Genomic DNA, 22,455 nt, shown 5'->3' with positions numbered 1-22,455 from the left:
CGGCTACAGCCGCCGGGTGCGGAGGGGGGTGGGGTTAGGATAGTGCACGCATGGCCCCGAAAACCGTCCAGTGCGAGACGCGCGGCGAGCGCGCCGAAGCCTTCGTCTGTCACCACCTGATCGGCGACGACGCTATCGGCCGAGGCTTCAACCGCAATGAGCCGACCGAGGACAATCCCTTCCCCGACGCCTGGTGCGACGAGTGCGAACTGATCCGTGCCACCCACGATGGTTGGAACGAGGAATCGGAGAAGCTGACCCAAATCAGCCTGCTCTGCTCCGACTGTTACAACCGTGCCCGTATCCGCAACACGCGGACGGGCGTCACTCTCGACGACCTCAAGGAAATGCGCTGGAAATGCGGTCATTATGAGGAATGGCACACGGGCGCTCCCCTCGATTTCGGCTATGACGCACCCGGCTACTGGTCGCCAAAGGACCAAGAGCGTACTCGCTTCCTAGAGCGCTTACCGGTCTGGCTCATCAAACCGTGGGCAACGTTTCTCGACGACAACTTCTGCTCGTCGAACTCCTGGTGTAGGCCGCCATCATCATTCCCGGACTGCTGATCTTCGGCGTTTTGAAGAGCGCACGCCGGCCTGGAGACGCTTGCTGAAGCACGGGATGGTGCTGGGAATCAGCTACGGGTTGTGGCGAACGGTGGGCCGCCCTGGTCGTGGCTGTGGCTGGTGGCGATGGCGGCCATCGGGCTGAGTGTGCATTTCTGGTGGACCCGCAAGCACGGCATCCATCCGCTGACTGCGGAACCAAAAGAAAAATATTACGCCTTGCGAGGTTGGAAGGCCTAAGCCGGGTGGCAGACGGCAATCTCTGCCGGCAGAGAAAGACTCTAGTGCACATGCCGCGAGGCGGCTGAGAAGGGCCCCGGGCGGTAGTAGGGGTTCTCATGGACGCCGTCGGCGTGCACCGCGAGCCGATGCTGCTCCAAGCCGCCCTTGAGGATCATGCGGCCGGGCAGGGTGCGCACGTCGTACATGCAGACCACCACGCAGGGGAAGCCGGTGATGAGCGCGTCCACGCGGTTCTCCAGTTCGAGCACATCGTTCTCGCCCGCGGGCAGCGGATCGCGTCCCAGGCCGAGGTTGCCGAGGAAGCGGATGGCGGTAGAGCCGGAGTTCAGGGCGGCGTGCATCACGTCGCTGATGTCGGAGAGTGTGACCTCGGCAGCGGCGTGGCGGCGCAGCACAGTCAGTTCGCGTTTCTGGATGAGCAGGTCGGGGTCGTATCCCTGCGCACGCAGAGCCATGAGGACTTTTTCCAGCGCCTCGTCGTGGCCGAAGGCGATGCAATGCTCGCCCTTGCCCAGTCCGGGATGGAAGAAGCGCACGCCACGGTCAAAGTCCTGGTCGCTCTCCCAGAAATAGATGAGGTGGGAGCCGAGCGGGACGCGGTCGCCGGTAATGCCGATGGGGATTTCCAGCGGCGCGGGGACGACCTGGGCCGAAGCGGAAGCCGCATGCTCCTGCAGGCGGGCACGGAGGCGCTCGGAGAAGCCGGCGGGCAGATCGAATGCCTTGCCGTCGCCGACCAACTGCACCAGATTGCGGGCGCCGTCGAGCACGGCGCTGCAGCGCTTGCAGGCCTTGAAATGTTCTTCCATGCGGAGGCGCAGGGCGGGGTCAAGGTCGTTTTCCACGTAGTTGGAGATCTGGCGCCAGACTTCTTCGCAACCGATCTCGACGACGTGCGCCTCGGGCATCCTGGCGATTATAGGACGGGACAGAGACGGCCAAGCTGGAATTTTTCGGAAAGCAAAACCGAGGTCCCTCGCTTGGGTTTCCCAAGCTGGTGAGTTCGCTTGGGTCCCTCCCGCGCTCGAGATGAAGGCAGCCAGAGGCGAGCAAGTAAGCGGCCGATTGGATCGGTCTCCCTTTTTCCTTTTTCATTTTTCCTTTTTCCTTCACACTGTCGGCCATGCCGGTGTTCGCGGCGGTGGATATCGGGTCGAACTCGGTGCGGCTGAAGATCGCGCGCCTGGCGCGGCGGCGGCTGGAGCCGCTGCACGAGGACCGCGAAGTGACGCGGCTGGGCGAATCGGTATTCGCTGCCGGGCTGCTGGCGCCGCAGGCCATGGCGCAGACGGTGAAGGTGCTGGAGCGCTTCCATCGCGCGGTGCAGAAGCATGGCGCGGACGCGGTGCGGGTGGTGGCGACCAGCGCGCTGCGCGACGCGCGCAACGCCCAGGCCTTCAGTGACTGGGTGCACTCCACGACCGGCTGGCGCGTGGAGGTCATCTCGGGCCTCGAGGAAGCGCGCCTCATCCACCTGGGCATCCTGGCCAGTCTGCGGCTGCCGGAAGCTCCGGTGCTGCTGATCGACCTGGGCGGCGGGAGCTGCGAGCTGACCGTCTCGGCGCGCGGGCACATTCGCGAAACGGTGAGCCTGCCGCTGGGCGCGGTGCGCCTGACGCGTGAGTTCCTGGAGCACGACCCGCCCAAGAAATACGAGATGGAACGGCTGCGCGAGTTCATCGCCGAAGAAGTCGCCCGCAACGCACCAGGAATAGCGGCGGCGCGTCCGCGACTGGTGATCGCGACCTCGGGCACGGCGGCGGCGATCGCGGGCTACATGGCATCGCGCAAGCGCGAGGGCCGCAGGCGCGGACGGCGGAAGGAACGGCGCGTGGTGGTCTCGCGTGCGGCCGCGACGAAACTGGCGAAGAAGCTGGCCAAGATGAGCCTGGACGAGCGCATGCACCTGCAGGGCATCGGGCCGCGACGGGCGGAGATCATCGTGGCCGGCGCCACCGTCTTCGCGGAGGTGATGCAGCGCTGCGAGCTGCGCTCCTTCCGCTATTCGCCGCTGGGCCTGCGCGACGGAGTGCTGGCGGAGATGGCCGCCCATTACGACCGGCGCACGCGCTCGCGCCGGCAGATCGAGAGCGACCGCTGGGACGCGCTGCTGCGCGCCGGCGAGCACTACCAGGTGGACATGCCGCACGCCCGCAAGGTCCGGGACCTGGCGATGGAGCTGTTCCGCCGGCTGCGCCGGGTGCATCGCCTCCCGCCTGAGTACCAGGAGTGGCTTTCGGCGGCGGCCATGCTGCACGAAGTAGGCAACTTCATCAACCGCGCCGGGCGCTGGCGGCACAGCTATTACATCATCGCGCACTCGGAGATCTTCGGATTCACGCCCGGGCAGCGGAGGATCATCGCCGCCATGGCGCGGTATCTGGGCAAATCGAAGCCGGCCTCCGGCGATCGCATGGTGAAAGTGCTGTCGGCGGCGGACCGCGTGCGGCTGCCCAAGGCCGTCTGCCTCATCCGGCTGGCGGCGGCGCTCAACCAGGGACGCCGCGACGCCGTCACCGGCCTGGCCGCACAGGTGAAGGACGGGCGCGTCGCGCTGCGTTTGAAAGCGCGGCGGCGCACCGGGGCCGATCTGGAACTGTGGGCGCTGGGCAAAGAGCGCGGGTACTTCCGCGAGGTGTTCGGGCGGGAATTGGAAGCAAGACTCGCGTAGCGCGGTTCAGGCTCTATTTCTTGCTCTTGGAGCGCGAGCCGGCCGCCAGGCTTTCCTGAACGGCGCGCACGAGTTTGGGTGTGAGCACCCAGTGCAGCAGGGCGCCGCGGCGGTCCACTTCGACTTTGGCCACCGCGCCCTTCTTCAGGTCGAAAGCGGATTCGGCGGAAGCGCCGCCCAGCAGGCGTCCGAGGAACTCGCTGAGATTGGGATTGTGGCCGACCACCATGATGGCCTCGGCGCGCTCGTGGCGTCCGAGCAGTTCGCGGAACTGCGCGAAAGTGGCTTCGGGCCGCAGAGCGTCGTCGAGGATGAGCCGCCCTTCGTGCCCCATCTCGTTGCCCACCAGCGACGCAGTTTGCGAAGCGCGCTTCAGCGGGCTGGAAACCACGGCGTCCACGTGGGCGTCCAACGCCGCCAGAGTACGGCCCATCAGGCTGCATTGCTCGACTCCGGACTCATCGAGCGCGCGCTTTTCATCCTTGACCGGATCGTTCTTCCTCTGGCCGGCGCTGGCGTGACGCACGAAGTAGACGATCATTTTCCGGGGCTCATCTCAGCAGGAAAAGATTACAGAGAGATTAACAGATGATGAAACGTTGGGGAGGAATAAGCGCAATAAGCAATAAGCGATAAGCAATCAGCACTTGGCCCCAGGACGATTCGTGCGAATGGGTGAAAACGTGGGGTTCGAATCGTCTTCTGGCCGTCTCGGCGCACTTGGCGGGCGACACCCCACCTCTGCGCCGGAAGGCTAGGCGCAGACATGGAGCACCGTCAGCGCGGTCCCTTGCGCATGCGGATGGGACGGCGCGCGGGGCGCGGCAGTTTCTCCAGCGCGAAGCGGCCCTCGGCCAAGCCGATGAGGAACTCCTGAGCGTTCAGGCCGCCGCGAACGGGCTGGGGAGGCCGCACGTAGCTGCCGTCGGGGCGGAGCAGGCGGGCCTTGAGGGTATCGGCGAGATAGGTTTCGAGGACCTCCTGCTTGACGCGCTGGCGGAGCAGCGCATCGCGCAGCGGGAAGGTGACTTCGACGCGCTCATAGAGGTTGCGCGGCATCCAGTCGGCGCTGGAGAGATAGACCTCGTCCTCGCCCCCGTTGGCGAAGTAGAAGATGCGGCTGTGCTCCAGGAAGCGGCCTACGATGGAACGCACGCGAATGTGGTCGCTGACGCCGCGCACGCCCGGGCGCAGGGCGCACATGCCGCGCACGATCAAGTCGATTTCCACCCCGGCCTGCGAAGCGCGATAGAGCGCCTGGATGATGTTCTTGTCGAGGAGCGCGTTCATCTTGGCGATGATGCGCGCCGGACGGCCGGCGCGCGCGTGCTCGGCTTCGCGCGCGATCAGCCCCAGGGATTTCTCCGCCAGATCCAGCGGAGCCACGTGCAGGGGATGATATTCGGAACGTTCCGCGTAGGCGGTGAGGAAATTGAACACGCTGTGCACCGCGCCGGTGACTTCCTCGTCGGCGGTGAGCAGGCTCATATCGGTGTAGAAGCGGGCCGTGATCTGGTTGTAGTTGCCGGTGCCGAGATGGGCGTAGCGGCGGGTCTCGCCGTCGGGATCGCGGCGCACCAGCAGCGCCAGCTTGCAATGGGTCTTCAGGCCCACCAGACCGTGAAAGACCTGTACGCCGGCGTCTTCCAGGCTCCGCGCCCAGCGGATGTTGGAGGCCTCGTCGAAGCGCGCCTTGAGCTCGACGACGACGGTGACTTCCTTCTGCTGCGCGGCCTCCATCAGCGCCTGCAGGATGGGAGAATCCTCGCTGGTGCGGTAGAGAGTCTGCTTGATGGAGAGGACGCGCGGGTCCTCGGCAGCCGCGCGAATGAAGCTGACCACGGCGTCGTAGGAATCGAAAGGATGGTGCAGGAGGACGTCGTGGCGGCGCAGCTCCTCGAACAGATCGCGGGACTTCGCCGTCAGCCGCAGCTCGCGCGGCGTAAAAGGCCTGAACTTCAGTTCCGGGCGCTGGATCTCGTCATAGATGGCCATCAGCCGGGAGAGGTTCAGCGGACCGTCGACCGGGTAGACCTGCCAGTTCTCGAGGTCGAAGGTGGTGCGCAAACGCTCGACGATCTGCGGGTCGGCTTCCGATTCGATCTCCAGGCGCACGGCGTCGCCCTTGCGACGGTTGTGCAGTTCGGTGCGCACGGAGTCCAGGAGGCTGCGGGCCTCCTCTTCCTGCAGGTAAAGATTCGAGTTGCGGGTGACGCGGAAGGCGGCCGCGGAAACGATGTCGTAGCCGCGATACATGTCGGCGGCGTGGAAGGCCACCAGGTCGGCCAGGAAGATGTAGTCATCGGTGGAACCGCTGGAGGGCAACCGCACCAGGCGCGGCAGCACGCGCGGTACCGTGACCACGCCCATGTAGGCGGCGGCGGCGCGCCGGCGCCGCTTGAGCAGGAACGCGAGGCACAGCGCCTTGTTGATGACCCGCGGAAACGGATGCGCCGGGTCCACCGTGATGGGCGTCAGCAAGGGGTCGAGTTCGCGTTCGCAGTAGTCGGTGACGAAGGCGAGCTGGTCGGTGTCGAGCTGGTCCAGCCCCAGCACCCGTATGCCCTGCTCAGCCAGCGCCGGACGTAACTGCTGGTTCCAGCAGCGATACTGCGCGTCCACGAACTCATGGGTCAGGCGGGCGAGCAGGTCGCGCTCCTCGAGTGGCGGCGTACCGTCGGGGCCGGTCTCACCGTGGCCGTCCTCGATCCGCTGCAGCAGGCTGGCCACGCGCACTTCGAAGAACTCGTCCAGGTTGCTGGCTGTGATGGCCAGGAACTTCAGCCGCTCGAGCAAAGGATTGCGGGCGTCCTCGGCTTCCTCCAGCACACGGCGGTTGAACGCCAGCCAGGAGGACTCGCGGTTGAGGTAAAAGGCTGAACTCTCCAGAGATGCCCGGGTCATAAAGCCAACGGCGGGGGAACGCCTCTAGTATGCCTGAGCGCAAGGAGCGGAACAAGGCGCGAAATAGCACTATAAGTTGTTTTTTTGCAATAGGTTAAGTAGACGAACGAGCGGAGCCTTGGGACTGGGAAATCTGGTAGTTTGGAAATTTGGAATCGGAAAGAAAATCGCCGAATTATTAAATCACACAATTACCAAATCCCTAGGCGCTGGCCTCTTCCGCGAGCACGGTCGGCGGCTGTTCGCTGCGGCTGGGCTTGGGCTGCTCCGGGGAGACGGGTACGCCGGGGCCTCCGCGGCCGCCCAGCGCCTTGTGCATCTCGAGCAGGGTGCGCTTGACGTCGGAGGCCGAGCGCAGGGCGCGCATGAAGCGGGCACGGGTGAGATTGCGCAGGGCGGAAAGCAGGGGAGACTCGCCGCCGTCGGCGAACAGTTCCTCGGCCTTCCGGGTGAGCACGAGCCAGTCATGCCATTCGCCGATGGCATCCTGCATGCGTTTGAGTTCCTTGACGACGCGCTTGGCGTCGGGATCGTCACCGGCCATCTCCGCCAGGTAGCGGACACGTTTCCCGCGGGTGCGGAATTCATGCAGGTTGGCTTCCGTGAGGGGGCCGGTCTCGCGCACCAGCCGGGCGAAGGCGCGCAGGGCCATAGGCAGCGGCTCCAGCGGCGAACGGTGGCGCGGGCGAACGGGAGAATCGCCGGCCGGGCCGGGATTCTCCATAGGTGCGACTTCGGCCTGGGCGCGGCGCAACTGGCGGCGCAGCTTGCGCAGGGAGTCGTCGTCGAGCGCGGCCACGAGCTTGCGCTCGCGGCGGGCGCGCTCGGCGGCCAGGTAATCCATCAGCTGGGTCTTGCGGGCGGCGTCACGGCCGATCTTCACCGTGCGCAGGGCTGCCATCTGCACGTCCAAGTCGCGCACCCGGCCGGCGCGGCGCCGCAACCGCCGCAGGCGCTTGGCCAGCTTGGTGTGGGCCGTACCGGTGTGCTCGGCGTGGGCCTCGAGCAGCGCCTCCAAGCGCCGGGCTGTGGTGCGGATCTGGTGCACGGTTTCCACCTGGGGCTTCTTGCGGGCGCGACCAACCAGACGGCTCAGGCGCCTGAACAGCAGCCGGCTGCGTTCGTAATCCACAGGCATCGGGAGGGCCTTTCGGGAAGGACACAACCATACCGGAAGGGCAAGGAAAACTCAAACGCCTTGGGAGAGGGGAAGAGTGGCGAATGGGCTCCCCGAGAAGCGCCTGGGCGACGAATTGCATTCCCGCCTTCACCTCCCGCCCTGCGGAGTAGAATCGGCCGGGCGCGGGTCCGAAAGCAAAGACCGCCGCATGGCCGCCGCCTTGCGGGAGGCCGGAGTGGAGTAAGGGCGATTAACAAGAAAAGGCCGCAGGCTCCCCCACGAAGCCTGCGGCCTTCGACGCTCCACAGGATGCAATGATTGCGGGGCGTTCTTGCTACATCATGGCCACGGTATCCACGGTGAGCTTGTCATTCTCCACCGAGCCCGTGACCTTGACCTTGTGGCCTTCATGGCCGGCCAGCTTGTCGGGGTTGGCGACCTCCAGCAGCTTCTTGTCGGCGTCGTTGACCAGCACCATCTTGGAACCGCCGGCGATGCACTTCTTGGTGCACTCGGCGGAGTGGTTGGCCTTGGCGCCGCACATGGAATCGCTTACGGTGCCGGTCCACTCGCCCTTCTTGGCTTCGCCGGCCAGCGCCATGCCGCCGACCAGTACTACGACACTCACCAGAGCAATCAGCTTCTTCATCGCACGCTCTCCTTTGGAATGCGAACTTCGAGGCCCGAGATTGTACCGCGATTCCGGGCTCGAAGGCCGGTTGTGGACAGGGACGAATGCTGCTAAGGTAGGCCGCGGTTCAGCAGGTGGCCCACCCGCTCGCTGCTATCAGTACGTGAGAGGCGGGGCGGCGGATTGCGGTTGCCCGGAAAACCGCTATCGCCGCCGGGCCGTACTTCAGGAGAAGCAGCAGACACCGGCGTGCCGGGTGCGCAGACACAACCAGGCCTGACGGACGCGGCGCTCGTCGCACGGGTGCGGGGAGGGGACCAGTCTGCCATGGCGGAGCTGTATGACCGCTACTCGCGCGTGGTCTACGCCGTGGCGCTGCGGGTGCTGGGAGATACGGCCGCCGCCGAGGATGTGCTGCAGGACGTTTTCATGCAACTGTGGCGCAATCCCGGAGTGTTCGACGCCAGCCGCGGTACCATGACGGCCTGGCTGGCGGTGATCGCGCGCCACAAGGCCATCGACCTGCAGCGCAAGCGGCGCCCGGAGGATGACGTCAGCGAGGTGATGCTGTCCGTCGAAGCCGACTTGGATGACGCGGCCGAACGGAGCCGGGCGATGGAAAAAGTGCGCGGAGTGCTGGGCGGACTGCCCGCCGAGCAGCGCAAGGCGCTGGAAATGGCCTTCTTCGACGGACTGACGCACACCGAGATCGCGGCCCAACTGGGCGAACCGCTGGGCACGGTGAAGACCCGCATCCGTACGGCGCTGCTGGCGCTGCGAAAGGCGATTGCCGCATGACGACGCACGAACCATTCGCCGACGACCTCGCCCTCCTGGCGCTGGGAGCGCTGGAGGGCGAGGAGCGCGCCACGCTGGAGCAGCACGTGGCCGGGTGCTCCGCCTGCCGGCAGGAGCTGGAGCGGCTGCGGGGAGACGTGGCGCTGCTGGCGCTGACCGCCACCGGTCCCGCCCCTCCGGAACGCGCGCGCAAGCGCCTGCTGGCGGCCATCGCGGAGGAGCCACGCTCGCGCCTGGTGCGCCTGAAGCGTCCCTGGTGGACGCTGGCCCCGGTGTTCGCCACCATCGCGATGGCGCTGTTCGGCATCCTGCTGTGGCGGGAGAACGTGCAGGTGCGCCGCAAGCTGGCCTACGCCAACATCCACTTGGAGCAACTGCGCGCCGAACTGCAACAGCAGCGCACGGAACTGGAGGCCGCGCGGCGCATCGCCGACGTGCTCATGGCGCCCGACACCGTGCAGTTCACCCTGGTGGACATCAAGTCGAAACCCCAGCCCCAGGGCAAAGCCATCTACCTGCAATCGAAGGGAGCGCTGGTGTTCGTGGCCAGCAACTTTACTCCCGCGCCGCCAGGGAAAGCGTACGAGTTGTGGCTGGTACCGACGAGCGGCCAGCCACCCATCCCCGCCGGCGTTTTCAAGCCCGACGCACGCGGCAGTGCGGTGGTGGCTGCGCCTCCGCTGCCCGCCGGAGTCGAGGCCAAGGCGTTCGCCATCACGCTCGAGCCCGAACAAGGCTCCAGCACGCCGACGATGCCCATCATCATGCTGGGCGCGGCGGGAATGTAGAGGCGCTTTCCGCTCTCCGCTGTCCGCCTTCCACTTTCCGCTTTCCGCCAAAGGCCCCCACCGGGTACTGCGTACTGGGGTACTGGGTACTGACGGACGTACCAACCTAGTTGATAGCGTTCGCTGCGCTCCTGTTGTAGTTTGGCGGACGTGTCCACCAACACCATCGAACGGTTGACCGCCACTCAGGTGCAGGCCGAGGTGGAGCGCTTCTGGAACGCGTTCACCTCGAAGTCGGCGGCAGTCTTGACGCAGTTCTACGGGCCGGAGTCGACGGTGTTTGGCTCCGCGTCGCTGCGCTCCGAACCGGGACGGCTGGCGGCAGCCCGGCGGCAGCGCGAATACTTCCATCCGCAGGCCAGCATCCGCGTGCAACTGGGGCCCATCGAGGTCACCATGCTGGGTGAGAGCGTCGCCGTGGCCAGCTACACCTTCCAATTCCGCGCCGAACGCATCGCCGGCGCCATGGGCAAGACGGTGGGCGAGGAGATCCGCAACGGCCGCGCGACGCAGGTATTCGCCCTGGACGCTGACGGCCATCTGCGCATCGTGCACGAGCACCTGTCGGCGGTGGAAAAGGCGTAACCGGCGCGACCTGCGCCCGGCGCATTCCCTACGCAATCCGTTAGAATCCGCGCACGGAGGCACCCGTGAAGCTCGACGTCGGGCTGCGCGACTACGATCTGCAAGCTGTCCCGGAAGAAGCGCGCAAGGCAGAGGCGGCCGGCTACGACTGCCTGTGGACACAGGAGACGCAGCACGATCCCTTTCTGCCTCTGGCGGTCGCGAGCACCGCGACTTCCTCCCTGAAGCTCGGGACGTCGATTGCCGTGGCGTTCCCCCGCAGCCCCATGGTCCTGGCCTATACCGCGTGGGACCTTCAGAAGGCTTCCCGCGGGCGGCTGATCCTGGGACTGGGGTCGCAGGTGAAAGCGCACAACCAGCGGCGGTTCTCGGTGAAGTTCGAGTCGCCGGGACCGAAGCTGCGCGAGGTAGTGCAGGCGCTGCGGGCCATCTGGGAGTGCTGGCAGAACGGAACACCGCTGCGCTTCCAGGGTGACTTCTACCGCTTCGATCTGATGACGCCCTTCTTCAACCCCGGTCCTATCGCGCACCCCGACATCCCTGTCTTCATCGCGGGCGTGAACCGGTACATGTGCCGCATGGCAGGAGAAGTGTGTGACGGGCTGCACGTACACCCCTTCCACACGCCCAAGTACCTGCGCGAGTATGTGCACCCGGCGGTGGAGGAAGGACTGCGCGCCTCCGGACGTTCACGCGCAAACTTCACGTTGGCCACCGCCAGCTTCGTGGTGGTGGGAGACAGCGAGCAGGAGCGTGCCCGGAACACGGAAGCGGTACGGCAGCAAATCGCGTTTTACGCCTCTACTCGGACTTATGCGCCGGTGCTGGAGACGCACGGCTGGGAAGGCGTTGCGCCGGAGCTGCACCGCAAATCGCTGGAAGGTGATTGGAAGGGGATGGCACGGCTCATCACCGATGAGATGCTCGATGCCATTGCGGTGAGCGGAACCTACGAGACCATCGGGCCGAAGCTGCGCGAACGCTACCAGGGATTGCTGGACCGCGTGGCGCTGTATCAGCCGTACGAGACTTCCGTGGACGATGCGCGGCTGACTGCGCTGGCGAGAGAGTTCCGCGATTGAGCCCGTGCGCAAGCTATAATCGATATACTGCGCGCCCGTAGCTCAGCTGGATAGAGCGATTGCCTCCGGAGCAATAGGTCAGGGGTTCGAATCCCTTCGGGCGCGCCAGATATCTATCGCTTTTCCGTAGCCCTAGGCACTGCCCACGCTATACTGCGCTCGCCTACGGGGCGGAGCGAACTCAGCACCTATCGCGAATGAGTGACAACAAACTGTTGCTGGGCGGCGTTGGGGTGGCGTTCGGAGCGGCGGCTGTGACGCTGCTTGGGGCGGCGGTGCGGAGCGCCCGGCAGACGCTGCGCCTGCAGCGGACGGGCGCTCGCAGCACGGCGATTGTCCGCGAACTCAAGACGGTGGAATCGTCCGAAGACACCGCCTACGCGCCGGTGTTCGAGTTTGCGACTGCGGATGGAAGGATCCACCGGATCGTGTCCGACACCGCGTCCAACGCACCCAGTCACAACGAGGGCGATGAGGTCACGGTCCTGTACGATCCTGCCGATCCCGGCGGGGCGCAGATCGAAAGCTTTGACAGCCTTTGGCTGGGCCCGGTTCTGATGGCGGTCGGAGGGAGCGTGACGGTGGGCGTGGCAATCTTCTGCCTGTGGTTTGCACGGTAACCGGGGTCAGTCGATTCCGGGAATCAGGCGGCACGTGCGCGTGCAGTATGCTGCATGTTCCTCTCCCAATCTGGCGTACAGCGACATCTTTTTCAATCGCTCACAGATTTCACGCGTGTGGCACACGTCCGGCGGCAACCTAAGCCACCCCAGCGTGTGATGGGCAGGCCACCGGGGCGCACGCATGGCTTGCCCGCCTTCAGCGGACGGGCGTGGCGAGGCGGCGAAGTCCGTCCAGCAACACCGAAACCTCGACGTGGTCGCCGTTGTTGCGCATGGGGTGGGCGGCGGCGATGAGGCCGGCGGAATCCACGATGAAGTCGCCGCCGAGCTGGAACATGTTGGGCGCGGTTCCCAGGAAGCGTTCGCCGCGCAGCAGAAGCTTGAGGTAGCGCCAGTTCAGGCTGGGCGAAAGCACGGATCCCGCCAGGTTCGTCTTACCCAGTCCCCATTGCCGATAGCTGGCTTTTTGCGGGTCGAGCAGCAAGGGAAAGGGATTCTCGAGGTCATGCATCATCTTGCGCTCGAGCATGGGGAGTTCGGCGTGCGTGACCAGCAGCACCTGCCCGCCCAACCGTTCGATTTCTTCCTTCTGCTCGATCACCTGGACCAGGTGAGTGCGACCGAAGGGTCAAGCGGCGTGACTGAGAAACGACACGAGCACCGGGCGCCCGCAGAAGTCCTCAAGACGCACGCAGACGCCGTTGGCAGCGGGCAGTTCCAGGGGCGGCGCTGCATCCCCGACTCGCAAAGCCGGTCCAAGACGGTTGGCCATTTTGATTCCGCTGCTAGCCGATGGGTGGGCTTATATCGCAGCTGGGATGGGAACGCAACCGAACACCTGCAGGGCCAGTGTCGGCCATTCGTACGGTGCTTGCGTTGACCGGAGCACTCCCTTTACTGCACGACCACGGAGCTGCGCACGGTCTTGGTGTCCCCGGCGGCGGTCTGGGCGGTGACGGTGATGGCATGGGAGCCCGCGGGGAGCGCAGGCATGAAGTAGCGGAAGCTGCCGTCGGGAAAGATGGCGGGCACGGACAGGCCGTTGACCATGACGGTGGCGTTGGGCCAAGAGCGGCCGCGTACCTCCACGATGCGGCCGTGCAGCACCGGCTCTTGCAGCAGGAGGAGTGGGGGAGGGGCGGAGGACGGATCGGGGGCGGCGGCTTCGGCCGCTATGGTGCGCCCGCCAAATCCCGCTGAAGCGAAGTAAGCGGCAAGCGAAAGCGCCACTACAACCACCATGGCGACTGCGCCGGCGAAGGACCATCCGCACTTCCGTCGAGGCCGACCTCGGGCTGTCGAGTGTCTGGTGGCCATGAAGCACACAACCAATCATGGTTTGTATTGCACGTCAGCCACCACGAATGGTGCGACGGTAAGTCACTGTTGTGATTGCGATTGCATGATTCATGCGGCCAAGGCGTTGCTTCCTAGTGCCCCAGATTCGGACGATTCGTCCAGGATCGGGAACATGATGGGTGTCGGAGTCAAGTGCAGGTGGCTCTGTTGACATCCTCGACAGGGGTTTTTGGCAGGAAATGGCGGAAAAACCAAGGTCCCTCGGGCCCGCTCGGTCCGCGTCGCTCCCTCGCGGGCCCTCGGGATGACAATTCATTGGGGGCCCTTACGGCCCGGCTGAAGCCGCGCCCTTTCAAGACAGGATGTCAACAGAGCCGTCGCAGGTCTGAATCGAAGAGCCGAGGCGAGCACCGACCAAACGATGAGCCCTATGCGGAATTCTGGCTTCGCAATCCTGGCGGAGTTCGCGCCGGGGTGTGCTAGGCTTTGGAGCGAGCCGCCTTGCGCGCCTTCGAGAAAGCGCCGCCGGACATCCAGGCGATCCTGAGCAAGCCCATCCGGGAACTGGGGCTGAAGCTGGAGGGAACGCCGCTGGAGCGATTCGTGCACCAGCTCTACCGCGAGCTGGAGCGCAAGCGGATGCGAAAATTCCGGCCGCTGTGCTACCTGACCGACGAATGGGGATGTCCGTCGGGCGAGCCGGTGATCGGCATTCCGTTCTACCTGGCCAATCCCGACCTGGTCCGCCTGGAAAAGGAGATGGACGACGTCGAGGACGCGCGTGAAATCATGATGTACCTGCGTCACGAAGCGGGCCACGCATTCAACTACGCCTACGAGTTCTACAAGACGCCGGAGTGGCGGCAGCTGTTCGGACCCTTTCGGCGGCCGTACCGGGAGAACTACCGGCCGGTGCCGTTCTCGCGCAGCTTCGTGCGCCACATCGAGGGCTGGTACGCGCAGAAGCATCCGGACGAAGACTTCGCCGAGACCTTTGCCGTCTGGCTGACGCCGGGTTCGAAGTGGAGGCAGAAATACCGCGGATGGGGCGCGCTGGAGAAGCTGAAGTACATCGACCGCATCGCGCGGGAGGTGCGGGACCAGGACCCGTTGCGTCCGCAGGGCTCGACCGACATCACGGTGGAAGAGATGGAATCCACGGTGGCCGAGTTCTACGAGAAGGCGATGGGCGAGCCGCTCTCCCCGGCGGACCTGGCGCTGGACAACGACCTGACCGACATTTTTGCCGCCTCCAAGCGGCGCAAGCGGGGCGTGCGCCCGGCACAGGAGCTGTTGCGCGAGAATCACGCGGCGCTGCTGGACAAGCTGACCTACTGGACGGGCGTGAAGCGCCCCTTGCTGAAGAGGCTGGTGGACGCCATCGAGCAGCGGGCCGGGGAACTGGGCTTGAAGTATGAAGTGGCGCGCGAGCGCGAGCATCTGACGGAAATCACCGTGTACGTGACCGGACTGGCGATGAACTACATCCTGCGGGGCAGGTTCACGCAACCCTAGCCGCGGGGGAGAGGAGGATGCGGTGAACGGCAAAAAGTTCCGAATCGCGGTCCTCTACGACGTGTGGGAGGGCGAAGAGGAACCCAAGCTCGAGCCGCAGGAAGAGCCGGCGGCTCAGCGCGGCCGGCGGTCGCGCAAGAAGAAGCAGGAAAAGGCCGACCGCGAGGAAGTGTTCGAGGCTCTGGAGAAACTGGGATACGAGCCGTTCTATTACGCACTCGACGGACGGGACCAGACACTAGTGGGCCTGGCCAAGTGCGGAGCGGACCTGGTGTTCAATCTCACCGAATCCTACGCCGGCGACGACACGAAAGACATGAACGTGGCGGCGTACCTGGACCTGCTGGGACTGCCCTACACCGGCTCGAACGGACAGGGGCTGTTCCTGGGACACGACAAGGTGCTGGCCAAGAAGCTGTTCGCGTTCCACGGCATCCGCTCGCCAAAGTTCGCCACCTCCTATCGCGGCGTGCTGGACCACGCCCACGACATCGAGTTCCCGCTGATCGTGAAACCCAGCGCCGAGGACGGCTCCATCGGGATCAGCAGCAGTTCCGTAGTGGGGAGCGTGAAAGAATTGATGGAACAGACGCACTACATCCATGACGAGTTCGACTCACCGGTGCTGATCGAGGAGTACATCGAAGGGCGCGAGATCTATGTGGCCATTCTGGGCAACAAGAATCCGGAAGCGCTGCCGCTGATCGAGCTGGACCTCTCCAAGTTGCCCAAGGGCACGCCACGCATCGCGGGCGAGGATGTGAAGTGGGAGAAGGAGACGCAGGCCTACAAAGTCACGAAGTCGGCGCCGGTGGAAGACATGGACGAAGAGACGGTGCGCAAAGTGCAGCAGACAGCCGTGGCCGCCTATCAGGCGCTGAAGCTGCGCGACTATGGGCGCATCGACCTGCGGCTGGGGAAAAAAGACAAGGCGTACGTCATCGAAGCCAATCCCAACCCGTGGCTGGCGAGTTCGGCCGAGTTCGCCATGGCCGCGCGCAAGTCGGGCAGGAACTACACGCAACTGATCGGCGAAATCGTGGACCTGGCGCGGGCGCGCTACGCGGCCGGGTGAGGGGGGGTGGGGAGAAGGCTTAGCCCTGCACCGAACCGGAGTGCGGCGCGGCTGAAGCCGCGCCCTTTCACAGCTTGCCGAACTCAGGATTGATCAAACCGGGCTAAGCTCCCCGGCGGCGGACCGCCAGGAGCGCGATGAACTCGAAGATGATGTTGGCGGCGAGCAGCGCGGTGATGCCGCCGGAGTCCTGCGAGGGCAACACTTCCACCAGGTCGAACCCGGCGAAGTCGAGGCCGGCGAGCGCACGCAGCAGCTCCAGGGTTTCGCGCGAGCTCGGCCCGCCGACCTCCGGAGTGCCGGTGCCGGGGACGCAAGCTGCGTCCACAAAATCAATGTCGAAGCTGAGGTAGGCGCGCGCGCCGTCCATCCGCCGGCGGATGCGCGCGGCGACGGCTTCCGCACCCATCCGGAACATCTCGTGGGCTTCAATGAGCTCAAGACCCAGGGCGCGTGCGGCGGCGAATTCTTCCGCAGAAGCCAGAGAACCGCGCAACCCCACCTGGATGGAGCGTTGCGGATCGATGAGCTTTTCCTCCGCGGCGCGGCGGAAGGTCGTTCCATGGTTGACGCGGGTGCCGTAGAGCGTGTCGTCGGTGTCGGAGTGGGCGTCGAAGTGAACCAGGGCCAGCGGGCCGTGTTCGCGTGCCAGCGGGCGCAGCAGCGGCAGCGGGATGGTGTGGTCGCCGCCGATGGCGATGGGCACCACGCCGGCCCGCGCCAGCGGCGAAACAAATTCCTCAATCGAACGAAGGCTGCGCTCCAGGTCCGAGGGAAAGACCGGTGCATCGCCGAAGTCCACACCCGAAGCGTGATCGTAGACGTTGATCTGATGGACGGGGTGGTACATGCCCGTGAGGCGCGAGGCCTCGCGCACAGCGGCGGGAGCGAAGCGCTGCCCGTTGCGGAAGCTGGCACCGAGGTCGAAGGGAACGCCGACGATGGCGAAGTCCACGCCGTCGGTCGAGGTGACGTGGGGAAGCCGGCTGAAGGTGACGAGGCCGCCGAAGCGAGGAACGCCGACGGGAGGGCGGTAGCGTGTCATGGCGGGTCTGCTGCCGGCGGAGAAGCACCGGAGGTCATTCCGTTCCTTCCAGTTGCAAGACCCACAGAGACGACGCACCGTTGCTGCGGCAATACACGAGGTAGCGCCCGTCGGGAGAGATGGTGGGCTCCTCGATGAACAGTCCCGACTCGGGAAAGCGGGTCACGGCTTCCGGCTTGCCGCCCGCAGCCGGAATGCGCAGGATGTTGCCGTGGTTGGGCTGCACGTACAGCCACCTTCCATCGCGCGAATAGAAGGCATGTCGAATGCGGTCGTGTCCGAAGGTGAGCTGTTCCTCGTGCCCGCCCTCTGCCGGAATGCGCCACACCTGGATGCTGCCTCCCGCGTTTGAAAAGTAAACGATCCACTTCCCATCCGGCGACCAGCCTTCTCCCGACCACTTGTTTCCAGGCGAAGAGGTAAGCTGTTGCTGCTTTCGCGACTGCATGTCCAGCAGGAATAGTTGCAGATTGCCTCCCACGCGCTGGTTGAACACCAGCCGGCGGCCATCGGGAGAGAACTGGCCGTGGCCCAGGCCTTCCGCCGGCGGAATCAATTCCCCGGCTTCGCTTCCATCCACGGCCACCAGCCATACGGAGCGCCGCCCGTCGGGCATCACGCGGGCCAGTGCCAGCTTCTTGCCGTCCGGCGACCAGTAGGGCGTGCTCGCTCCCCGGTCTGTTCCCGGCAAAGTCAGCCGGTGGCGGTCTTTCTTGGCCACATCCAGTAGCCAGATCTCCTGCCCGCCCAGGCGGTCGCTGGCGTACGCGATGTAGTTACCATCGGGCGAGTAGGAAGGATAGCGGTCGATCACTCGTCCTTCGCTGAGTTCTTCCTCCGGCCCGGCGGGCTTCGCTCCGCTGGCATCGAGCGGCAGGCGGGTCAGGTTCATGGAACCTTCGAGCTCAGAGACCGCGATCTGCCGGCCGTCGCGCGCCAACGTCAGGTCAGTGAGCACCCCGGTCAGCATGCCCACTGGCTGCGGCTCGGCGCTGGCCTCGCCGCTGGCCGGGTCCACGGGCAGCATGCCCAGCTCGGTGCCGCCGCGCTCGTCGCGGCGCAGGAAGTAGATGCGCCGTCCCAGCGGTCCCCACGCGTGGGTCGAGGCGTCCAGCAGCTTGCGGGCCGGACCGCCCCCCGCCGCCATGATCATGACCTGCTCCGGGTCGACTGTCGCGAAGGTGATCCACCTTCCGTCGGGTGAGTAGTGGACACGCGTGATTTCCATCCCCGACGTCGGAGCCATTTGCGCCGCCGAGTCTTTCTCCCCCAGGATGGTGCGCACCCTACTGTTCTCGGTGGAAACCTCCAGAATCGAGCGGCGGTACTCGCTGCCGCTGACGTAGGCGATGTGCTTGCCGTCCGGATTCCAGGCGGGCGCATTGGCATCCTCCGCCAGTCGTCGCGCCGGGCCGCCCAGGGCGGGCGCAACCCACAGGTCGCCGCCCGAGGTGCGGAACTCCATCCCGAAGGTCGACCCGATGCGCACCATCCCGGTGCGCGACGAGCGCGTCGAGATGAAGGCGATCCACTGCCCGTCGGGGGAAAATGCGGGCTGGATGTCTTCTGCCGAATCGTTGGTCACATTCACGTCCTGGCCGCCCTCGATCCGCCGCACGTAGATATCGAAGTTGCCGCCGCGGTTGGCGGAGTAGGCCACCAGCTTTCCGTCCGGAGACCAGGTGGGCCATTCCGAGTGCGCCGGGTCGTGCGTCAGCCGCGACACCTGCACGAGGCGCGTGGTGTGGGTCTCCGCCCTCCGCTTCCACAGCACCGCCCATGCCGCCAGCGCTCCCACGACCAAGCAGATTGCCGCTACGGCGTAGAGTGGCAATCTGCCCGGGGGTTCGGCGACCGCAGGTTCGTCCCGCGGCTGTGCCATGGCTTCTTCGATCTCCAGCCGGGCGTCGGCGATGTCGTGCAGCCGCTGCTTGCGTTCCTTTTGCAGGCAGCGTTTCAGCAGCCGGCGGATTGCGGCCGGGGTGGCATCGGGCAGGGCGCTCCACTCCGGTTCCCGCTCCAAGATGGCGGCGATGGAATCGGTCGCCGTCTCTCCGGCGAACGCCCGCCGCCCGCTCAACAGCTCGTAGAGGACGCAGCCGAACGACCAGATGTCGGTCCGTTTGTCCACTGGGCGGCCACGCGCCTGCTCGGGGCTCATGTAGGCGACCGTGCCCATCATGGCTCCGCCCAAACTGGTGCGGAACGTGGCCGTGGGCGAGTCGGAGTCGCTGCTGGTTTTCACCGGCGCCTCACCGCGCGCCAGTCCGAAGTCCAGCACCTTAACCCGGCCCTCGGACGTGACCCGGATGTTGGCCGGCTTGAGGTCGCGATGGATGATGCCTTTGCCGTGGGCTGCTTCCAGCGCCTCGGCGATTTGCCGCGCCAGCTCCAGCGCTTCCGGCACCGGCAAGCGGAGCTGCGGGACAAGGGGACCGCCTTCCACCAGCTCCATGACCAAGAAACGCTGGCCGTTGATCTCCTCCAGGCCGTGAAGGATGGCGATGTGAGGATGATTGAGCGCCGCCAGCAATTGGGCTTCGCGCTCGAAGCGCGCCAGCCGCTCGGCATCGTGCGCGAAGGCCTCGGGCAGGATCTTGATGGCGACGTCGCGCCCGAGGCGAGTATCGCGGGCGCGATACACCTCGCCCATCCCACCCGCTCCGATGGGCTCGAGGATCTCATAGGCGCCCAGCCGCGTCCCGCTTCCGATCGCCATCCCGACCGCGCATTATAGGCCAGCCGCGCCCAAACCCGGCGAACCGGAACCGCTGAAAGCCGTGCCCTCGGCCGGAACCCGCGAGGGTACTTGGGGAGAGTCCGGAAGGGCGCCTAAGATGGCGACAGTATGCCTGCGCAGTGTCTGTTGCTGGGCACGGACGCCGAAGCCCTGGGGACCTTGTGTCCCGTCCTGGAAGAGCTGGAGATCGCGGTGGAGGTGTGTTCGCGGCGCGAGGCCGCCGTGCAACTGCTGAGCCAGCAGAAGTTCGAGCTGCTGGTGCTCGACTGGGAATCGGTGGACGGCCCGGGACACGTGCTGCTCAGCACGCGGCTGCTGGCGGCCAACAAGGACACGGTCATCCTGGCCATGGTGGGCGGCGTCGAAGCCATGCGCTCTGCCCAGGAGATGGGAGCGAACTTCATCCTCTCCAAGCCGGTTTCAGAATCTGCGGCACGACGCACGCTGCAGGCCTGCCGCGTACTGTTCCCGCAGGCAGCGCCGCGCCAAGTGCGCCGGCCCGTGCATTCGCTCTCTTTCGTCAGCCTGGAACAGGCGCAGGACGCGGCCATCCTGCTAAACGTGAGCGAAGGCGGCATGGCCATCCAGGCGCTGCAGCCGCTGTCCCGTGGCGAGGTGATGCAGTTCGGCATTGAGCTGCCGTTGGCGCCACTCAAGGTAGAAGCCAGAGGCGAGATCGTGTGGGCCGATCCCAGCGGGCGCGCCGGCATCCGCTTCCTGGAGGTGCCGGAAGAGCACCGGGCCAAGCTGCTCGAATGGCTGGAAAAGAGTCCCGAAGAGGCTCCGGCGAGCGCCGTGATCTCCACCGCCGAGTCGCTCGAAACCTATCGCTTCCCCTGGGAGAAACCGCCCCTGGCTGAACGCCTGGCCGCTCTGGCGGTCGACGGCGGCCTGGTGCTGGCTGCTACCAGCCTGTTCGGCCTGGTCTTTCTGGTGGCGCCGCCGCCGGCGCTAACCGGCGCGGCGGTGCTGGTGACCGCGGGGCTGCTGGCGACGCTCGCCGTCAGCTACTTCCTGATGTATCGGCTGTCGGGCGTGGCCACGCCGGGCAGCGCGGTGGTGCAGAAGCTGGTCCGCTCCAAGCCCAAGATGGAGCGCAGTGTCGAGCTGGTTCCCACAGAAACACCCGTTCCCGCAGCCGAACCGACCGTGCCCGAGCCGGAACCGGAACTGGAGCGAGTAGAAGGCTGAAGTCAGGTCGCCGGTGGCTGGCGGCAGGTCGCAGGAAACAAGTTTCAAGTTTCAAGCTCCCAGTAAAGCCTTGTGAGACGCGCAACGTCCTCCGTATCCTTGCGAGCCGGAGGAAGGCTGCCATGCGCCGTCACCTTCTCACTTTTTCAATCTCTGCACTGTGTCTGCTGAGCTTCGCTGCGGACCAGGATGCGCGTCCGACGAAGGAAGAGGACAAATCCCCGAGCGGCGCGATTGACGAGCGCAAGCTCGTCGATCTGACGCACGCGTTCGATTCCTCGACCGTCTACTGGCCCAATGCGCAACCTTTCGAGTGGAAGAAAGAATCGTGGGGCATGACGGCAGGCGGCTACTGGTACACGGCAGCGCACTATGCCGCCAGCGAGCACGGCGGCACGCATCTGGATAGCCCCATCCACTTCGGTGAGGGCAAAGCGGCGCTGGACGAGCTTCCGGTGGCACAGTTCGTGGGACCGGCCGTGGTGGTGGATATCTCCGAGGCGTGCGCGAGAGATGCGGACTATCGCCTGCGCCCGGAAGACATCTCCGCCTGGGAGAAAAAGCACGGCGCGATCCCCGCAGGCGCGATCGTGCTGGTGCGCACGGGCTGGGGCAGGTTCTGGCCGGACAAGAAAAAGTACCTCGGCGACGACACACCGGGCCGGACGACTGGGCTGCACTTCCCCGGCATCTCGCGGGAAGCGGCAGAACTGCTGGTAGCAAGGCGCGTGGACGGGGTCGGCATCGACACAGCCAGCACGGACTATGGGCAGTCGCGCGACTTCCCTGCGCACCGGGTGCTGGCGGCCGCCAACATCTACGGGTTGGAGAACGTCGCGGACCTGGAAAGGCTGCCGGCCACCGGAGCCACGCTCATTGCGCTGCCGATGAAAATCAAGGGTGGGACGGGCGGACCGGTGCGGATCATCGCCCTGCTGCCGTGAGTGGGGGGAGGTCCTCATTGGCGCGCGGCGGCGCGGATCTTCGCCAATTCCGCAGTCCGGCGCGCGTAGGAACGCCACAACCGCACCCCGATGCCGGTCGAAATCATCCCCAGGGCACCCACAATCAGGAGCGGAGCAAAGAACATCGCGGTATCGGCCTCGATACGGATGTCGCTGGGATCCGATGGATCGTAGCGGATGGGATGGCGCGACCCGACTGCGTAACGGGAAACCAATTCACTCATCCTGCCGGCGTCGGAAATCTCATAGCCGGCGCCGGTTGGGGTGTTGTACTCGCGGCCGTTGACGGTGTAGCGGAACTCGAGCTGGGCCCCGTACATAGTCGTGCTGGTGCTAACCGTCCTGGTGCGCGACGAATCGATGGAGTCCTTCTCTTGCCTGTTGGTCGTGACCACGTGGCTGAACATTTTGCTGCGGGTGACTTCCGCTTGAGTCTCGGGCCAGGTCTTGAGGACGACAAGCCTTTGCGCAAGGGCCCAGCCAGCACCGCCGAGCATGGTCAAGCCAACCAGGAGGAATAGGTAGATGGGAATCCTCGCCAGCGGGCTTATCACCCGCTCTTGCACCCGCAGGACAGCCTCAGCCTGTTCTCTGGTCAGACCGCGGCCCAT

General features: G+C 65.6%; 22 protein-coding genes and 1 tRNA gene. 13 read left to right on the top strand and 10 right to left on the bottom strand.

Annotated features, from left to right (window positions below; all coding sequences use genetic code 11):
• The first annotated feature begins 50 nt into the window (after positions 1 to 50).
• Positions 51 to 569, top strand: coding sequence for a hypothetical protein (locus VNK82_01600; protein ID HXE89637.1), 519 nt, complete (start codon positions 51 to 53; stop codon positions 567 to 569).
• An 81-nt stretch (positions 570 to 650) separates the two neighbouring features.
• On the top strand, positions 651 to 809 hold the full coding sequence (locus VNK82_01595; GenBank protein ID HXE89636.1) for a hypothetical protein: 159 nt from the start codon (positions 651 to 653) through the stop codon (positions 807 to 809).
• 41 nt (positions 810 to 850) lie between these two features.
• Here VNK82_01595 and VNK82_01590 read toward each other — a convergent pair whose 3' ends face one another.
• Positions 851 to 1,720 (bottom strand): MEDS domain-containing protein, encoded by an 870-nt coding sequence (locus VNK82_01590; protein ID HXE89635.1) that lies wholly within the window; start codon positions 1,718 to 1,720, stop codon positions 851 to 853.
• 215 nt (positions 1,721 to 1,935) lie between these two features.
• Here VNK82_01590 and VNK82_01585 point away from each other — a divergent pair, with 215 nt between their 5' ends.
• Positions 1,936 to 3,483, top strand: coding sequence for a Ppx/GppA phosphatase family protein (locus VNK82_01585; GenBank protein HXE89634.1), 1,548 nt, complete (start codon positions 1,936 to 1,938; stop codon positions 3,481 to 3,483).
• Between the two features lie 13 nt (positions 3,484 to 3,496).
• Here the strand turns inward: VNK82_01585 and sixA are convergent, their stop codons facing one another.
• The 4 genes from sixA to VNK82_01565 form a co-directional block, all read right to left on the bottom strand.
• Positions 3,497 to 4,024 carry a phosphohistidine phosphatase SixA gene (gene sixA, locus VNK82_01580; protein ID HXE89633.1) on the bottom strand — a complete coding sequence of 176 codons (528 nt, stop codon included), beginning with the start codon at positions 4,022 to 4,024 and terminating at the stop codon, positions 3,497 to 3,499.
• A 236-nt stretch (positions 4,025 to 4,260) separates the two neighbouring features.
• Positions 4,261 to 6,387, bottom strand: coding sequence for a polyphosphate kinase 1 (gene ppk1 / locus VNK82_01575; GenBank protein HXE89632.1), 2,127 nt, complete (start codon positions 6,385 to 6,387; stop codon positions 4,261 to 4,263).
• Positions 6,388 to 6,589: 202 nt separating this feature from the next.
• Positions 6,590 to 7,525, bottom strand: a complete 936-nt coding sequence (locus VNK82_01570) for a CHAD domain-containing protein (protein HXE89631.1) — start codon at positions 7,523 to 7,525, stop codon at positions 6,590 to 6,592.
• A gap of 316 nt (positions 7,526 to 7,841) precedes the next feature.
• Entirely contained in the window at positions 7,842 to 8,156 is a 315-nt protein-coding gene (locus tag VNK82_01565; GenBank protein ID HXE89630.1) for a hypothetical protein, read from the bottom strand.
• Between the two features lie 231 nt (positions 8,157 to 8,387).
• Between VNK82_01565 and VNK82_01560 the strand changes: the two genes are divergently transcribed.
• From VNK82_01560 to VNK82_01535, 6 genes are all read left to right on the top strand, one after another.
• Entirely contained in the window at positions 8,388 to 8,936 is a 549-nt protein-coding gene (locus VNK82_01560) for a sigma-70 family RNA polymerase sigma factor (GenBank protein ID HXE89629.1), read from the top strand.
• Complete coding sequence (locus tag VNK82_01555) at positions 8,933 to 9,724, top strand: anti-sigma factor (protein ID HXE89628.1); 792 nt, start codon at positions 8,933 to 8,935, stop codon at positions 9,722 to 9,724. Before VNK82_01560 ends, VNK82_01555 begins: the two co-directional genes overlap by 4 nt.
• A 150-nt stretch (positions 9,725 to 9,874) precedes the next feature.
• Complete coding sequence (locus VNK82_01550) at positions 9,875 to 10,309, top strand: DUF4440 domain-containing protein (protein HXE89627.1); 435 nt, start codon at positions 9,875 to 9,877, stop codon at positions 10,307 to 10,309.
• 65 nt (positions 10,310 to 10,374) lie between these two features.
• On the top strand, positions 10,375 to 11,391 hold the full coding sequence (locus VNK82_01545) for a TIGR03617 family F420-dependent LLM class oxidoreductase (GenBank protein ID HXE89626.1): 1,017 nt from the start codon (positions 10,375 to 10,377) through the stop codon (positions 11,389 to 11,391).
• 31 nt (positions 11,392 to 11,422) lie between these two features.
• Positions 11,423 to 11,499: transfer RNA gene (locus tag VNK82_01540), tRNA-Arg, on the top strand.
• Between the two features lie 89 nt (positions 11,500 to 11,588).
• A complete protein-coding gene (locus VNK82_01535; GenBank protein ID HXE89625.1) occupies positions 11,589 to 12,011 on the top strand; it encodes a DUF3592 domain-containing protein in 423 nt (140 codons plus the stop codon).
• Positions 12,012 to 12,210: 199 nt separating this feature from the next.
• Here the strand turns inward: VNK82_01535 and VNK82_01530 are convergent, their stop codons facing one another.
• Both VNK82_01530 and VNK82_01525 read right to left on the bottom strand, forming a co-directional pair.
• Positions 12,211 to 12,615, bottom strand: a complete 405-nt coding sequence (locus VNK82_01530; GenBank protein ID HXE89624.1) for an AhpC/TSA family protein — start codon at positions 12,613 to 12,615, stop codon at positions 12,211 to 12,213.
• A gap of 293 nt (positions 12,616 to 12,908) precedes the next feature.
• On the bottom strand, positions 12,909 to 13,256 hold the full coding sequence (locus VNK82_01525) for a hypothetical protein (protein HXE89623.1): 348 nt from the start codon (positions 13,254 to 13,256) through the stop codon (positions 12,909 to 12,911).
• Positions 13,257 to 13,814: 558 nt separating this feature from the next.
• Here VNK82_01525 and VNK82_01520 point away from each other — a divergent pair.
• Positions 13,815 to 14,828 carry a putative zinc-binding metallopeptidase gene (locus tag VNK82_01520; GenBank protein HXE89622.1) on the top strand — a complete coding sequence of 338 codons (1,014 nt, stop codon included), beginning with the start codon at positions 13,815 to 13,817 and terminating at the stop codon, positions 14,826 to 14,828.
• Between the two features lie 22 nt (positions 14,829 to 14,850).
• Positions 14,851 to 15,903 (top strand): ATP-grasp domain-containing protein, encoded by a 1,053-nt coding sequence (locus VNK82_01515; GenBank protein ID HXE89621.1) that lies wholly within the window; start codon positions 14,851 to 14,853, stop codon positions 15,901 to 15,903.
• A 103-nt stretch (positions 15,904 to 16,006) separates the two neighbouring features.
• Here the strand turns inward: VNK82_01515 and speB are convergent, their stop codons facing one another.
• Both speB and VNK82_01505 read right to left on the bottom strand, forming a co-directional pair.
• On the bottom strand, positions 16,007 to 16,948 hold the full coding sequence (gene speB / locus VNK82_01510; GenBank protein HXE89620.1) for an agmatinase: 942 nt from the start codon (positions 16,946 to 16,948) through the stop codon (positions 16,007 to 16,009).
• 34 nt (positions 16,949 to 16,982) lie between these two features.
• Positions 16,983 to 19,667 carry a protein kinase gene (locus tag VNK82_01505; GenBank protein HXE89619.1) on the bottom strand — a complete coding sequence of 895 codons (2,685 nt, stop codon included), beginning with the start codon at positions 19,665 to 19,667 and terminating at the stop codon, positions 16,983 to 16,985.
• 129 nt (positions 19,668 to 19,796) lie between these two features.
• Here VNK82_01505 and VNK82_01500 point away from each other — a divergent pair, with 129 nt between their 5' ends.
• Positions 19,797 to 20,879, top strand: coding sequence for a response regulator (locus tag VNK82_01500; protein ID HXE89618.1), 1,083 nt, complete (start codon positions 19,797 to 19,799; stop codon positions 20,877 to 20,879).
• A gap of 122 nt (positions 20,880 to 21,001) precedes the next feature.
• Positions 21,002 to 21,823 (top strand): cyclase family protein, encoded by an 822-nt coding sequence (locus VNK82_01495; GenBank protein HXE89617.1) that lies wholly within the window; start codon positions 21,002 to 21,004, stop codon positions 21,821 to 21,823.
• A gap of 14 nt (positions 21,824 to 21,837) precedes the next feature.
• Here the strand turns inward: VNK82_01495 and VNK82_01490 are convergent, their stop codons facing one another.
• Positions 21,838 to 22,455 (bottom strand): DUF3592 domain-containing protein, encoded by a 618-nt coding sequence (locus VNK82_01490; protein HXE89616.1) that lies wholly within the window; start codon positions 22,453 to 22,455, stop codon positions 21,838 to 21,840.

The organism is Terriglobales bacterium (assembly GCA_035573675.1).
Lineage (GTDB): Bacteria > Acidobacteriota > Terriglobia > Terriglobales > Acidobacteriaceae > DATMAB01.
This window is presented reverse-complemented; position numbering and strand designations above follow the sequence as displayed.

Bases quoted from the DNA above. Each gene is read 5' to 3' on its own strand.
- VNK82_01600 (HXE89637.1), top strand. From the start codon at position 51: ATGGCCCCGAAAACCGTCCAGTGCGAGACGCGCGGCGAGCGCGCCGAA.
- VNK82_01585 (HXE89634.1), top strand. From the start codon at position 1,936: ATGCCGGTGTTCGCGGCGGTGGATATCGGGTCGAACTCGGTGCGGCTG.
- VNK82_01500 (HXE89618.1), top strand. From the start codon at position 19,797: ATGCCTGCGCAGTGTCTGTTGCTGGGCACGGACGCCGAAGCCCTGGGG.
- ppk1 (HXE89632.1), bottom strand. From the start codon at position 6,387: ATGACCCGGGCATCTCTGGAGAGTTCAGCCTTTTACCTCAACCGCGAG.
- VNK82_01565 (HXE89630.1), bottom strand. From the start codon at position 8,156: ATGAAGAAGCTGATTGCTCTGGTGAGTGTCGTAGTACTGGTCGGCGGC.
- VNK82_01525 (HXE89623.1), bottom strand. From the start codon at position 13,256: ATGGTGGTTGTAGTGGCGCTTTCGCTTGCCGCTTACTTCGCTTCAGCG.
- VNK82_01535 (HXE89625.1), top strand. From the start codon at position 11,589: ATGAGTGACAACAAACTGTTGCTGGGCGGCGTTGGGGTGGCGTTCGGA.
- sixA (HXE89633.1), bottom strand. From the start codon at position 4,024: ATGATCGTCTACTTCGTGCGTCACGCCAGCGCCGGCCAGAGGAAGAAC.
- VNK82_01505 (HXE89619.1), bottom strand. From the start codon at position 19,667: ATGGCGATCGGAAGCGGGACGCGGCTGGGCGCCTATGAGATCCTCGAG.
- VNK82_01490 (HXE89616.1), bottom strand. From the start codon at position 22,455: ATGGGCCGCGGTCTGACCAGAGAACAGGCTGAGGCTGTCCTGCGGGTG.
- VNK82_01495 (HXE89617.1), top strand. From the start codon at position 21,002: ATGCGCCGTCACCTTCTCACTTTTTCAATCTCTGCACTGTGTCTGCTG.
- VNK82_01570 (HXE89631.1), bottom strand. From the start codon at position 7,525: ATGCCTGTGGATTACGAACGCAGCCGGCTGCTGTTCAGGCGCCTGAGC.
- VNK82_01555 (HXE89628.1), top strand. From the start codon at position 8,933: ATGACGACGCACGAACCATTCGCCGACGACCTCGCCCTCCTGGCGCTG.
- speB (HXE89620.1), bottom strand. From the start codon at position 16,948: ATGACACGCTACCGCCCTCCCGTCGGCGTTCCTCGCTTCGGCGGCCTC.
- VNK82_01590 (HXE89635.1), bottom strand. From the start codon at position 1,720: ATGCCCGAGGCGCACGTCGTCGAGATCGGTTGCGAAGAAGTCTGGCGC.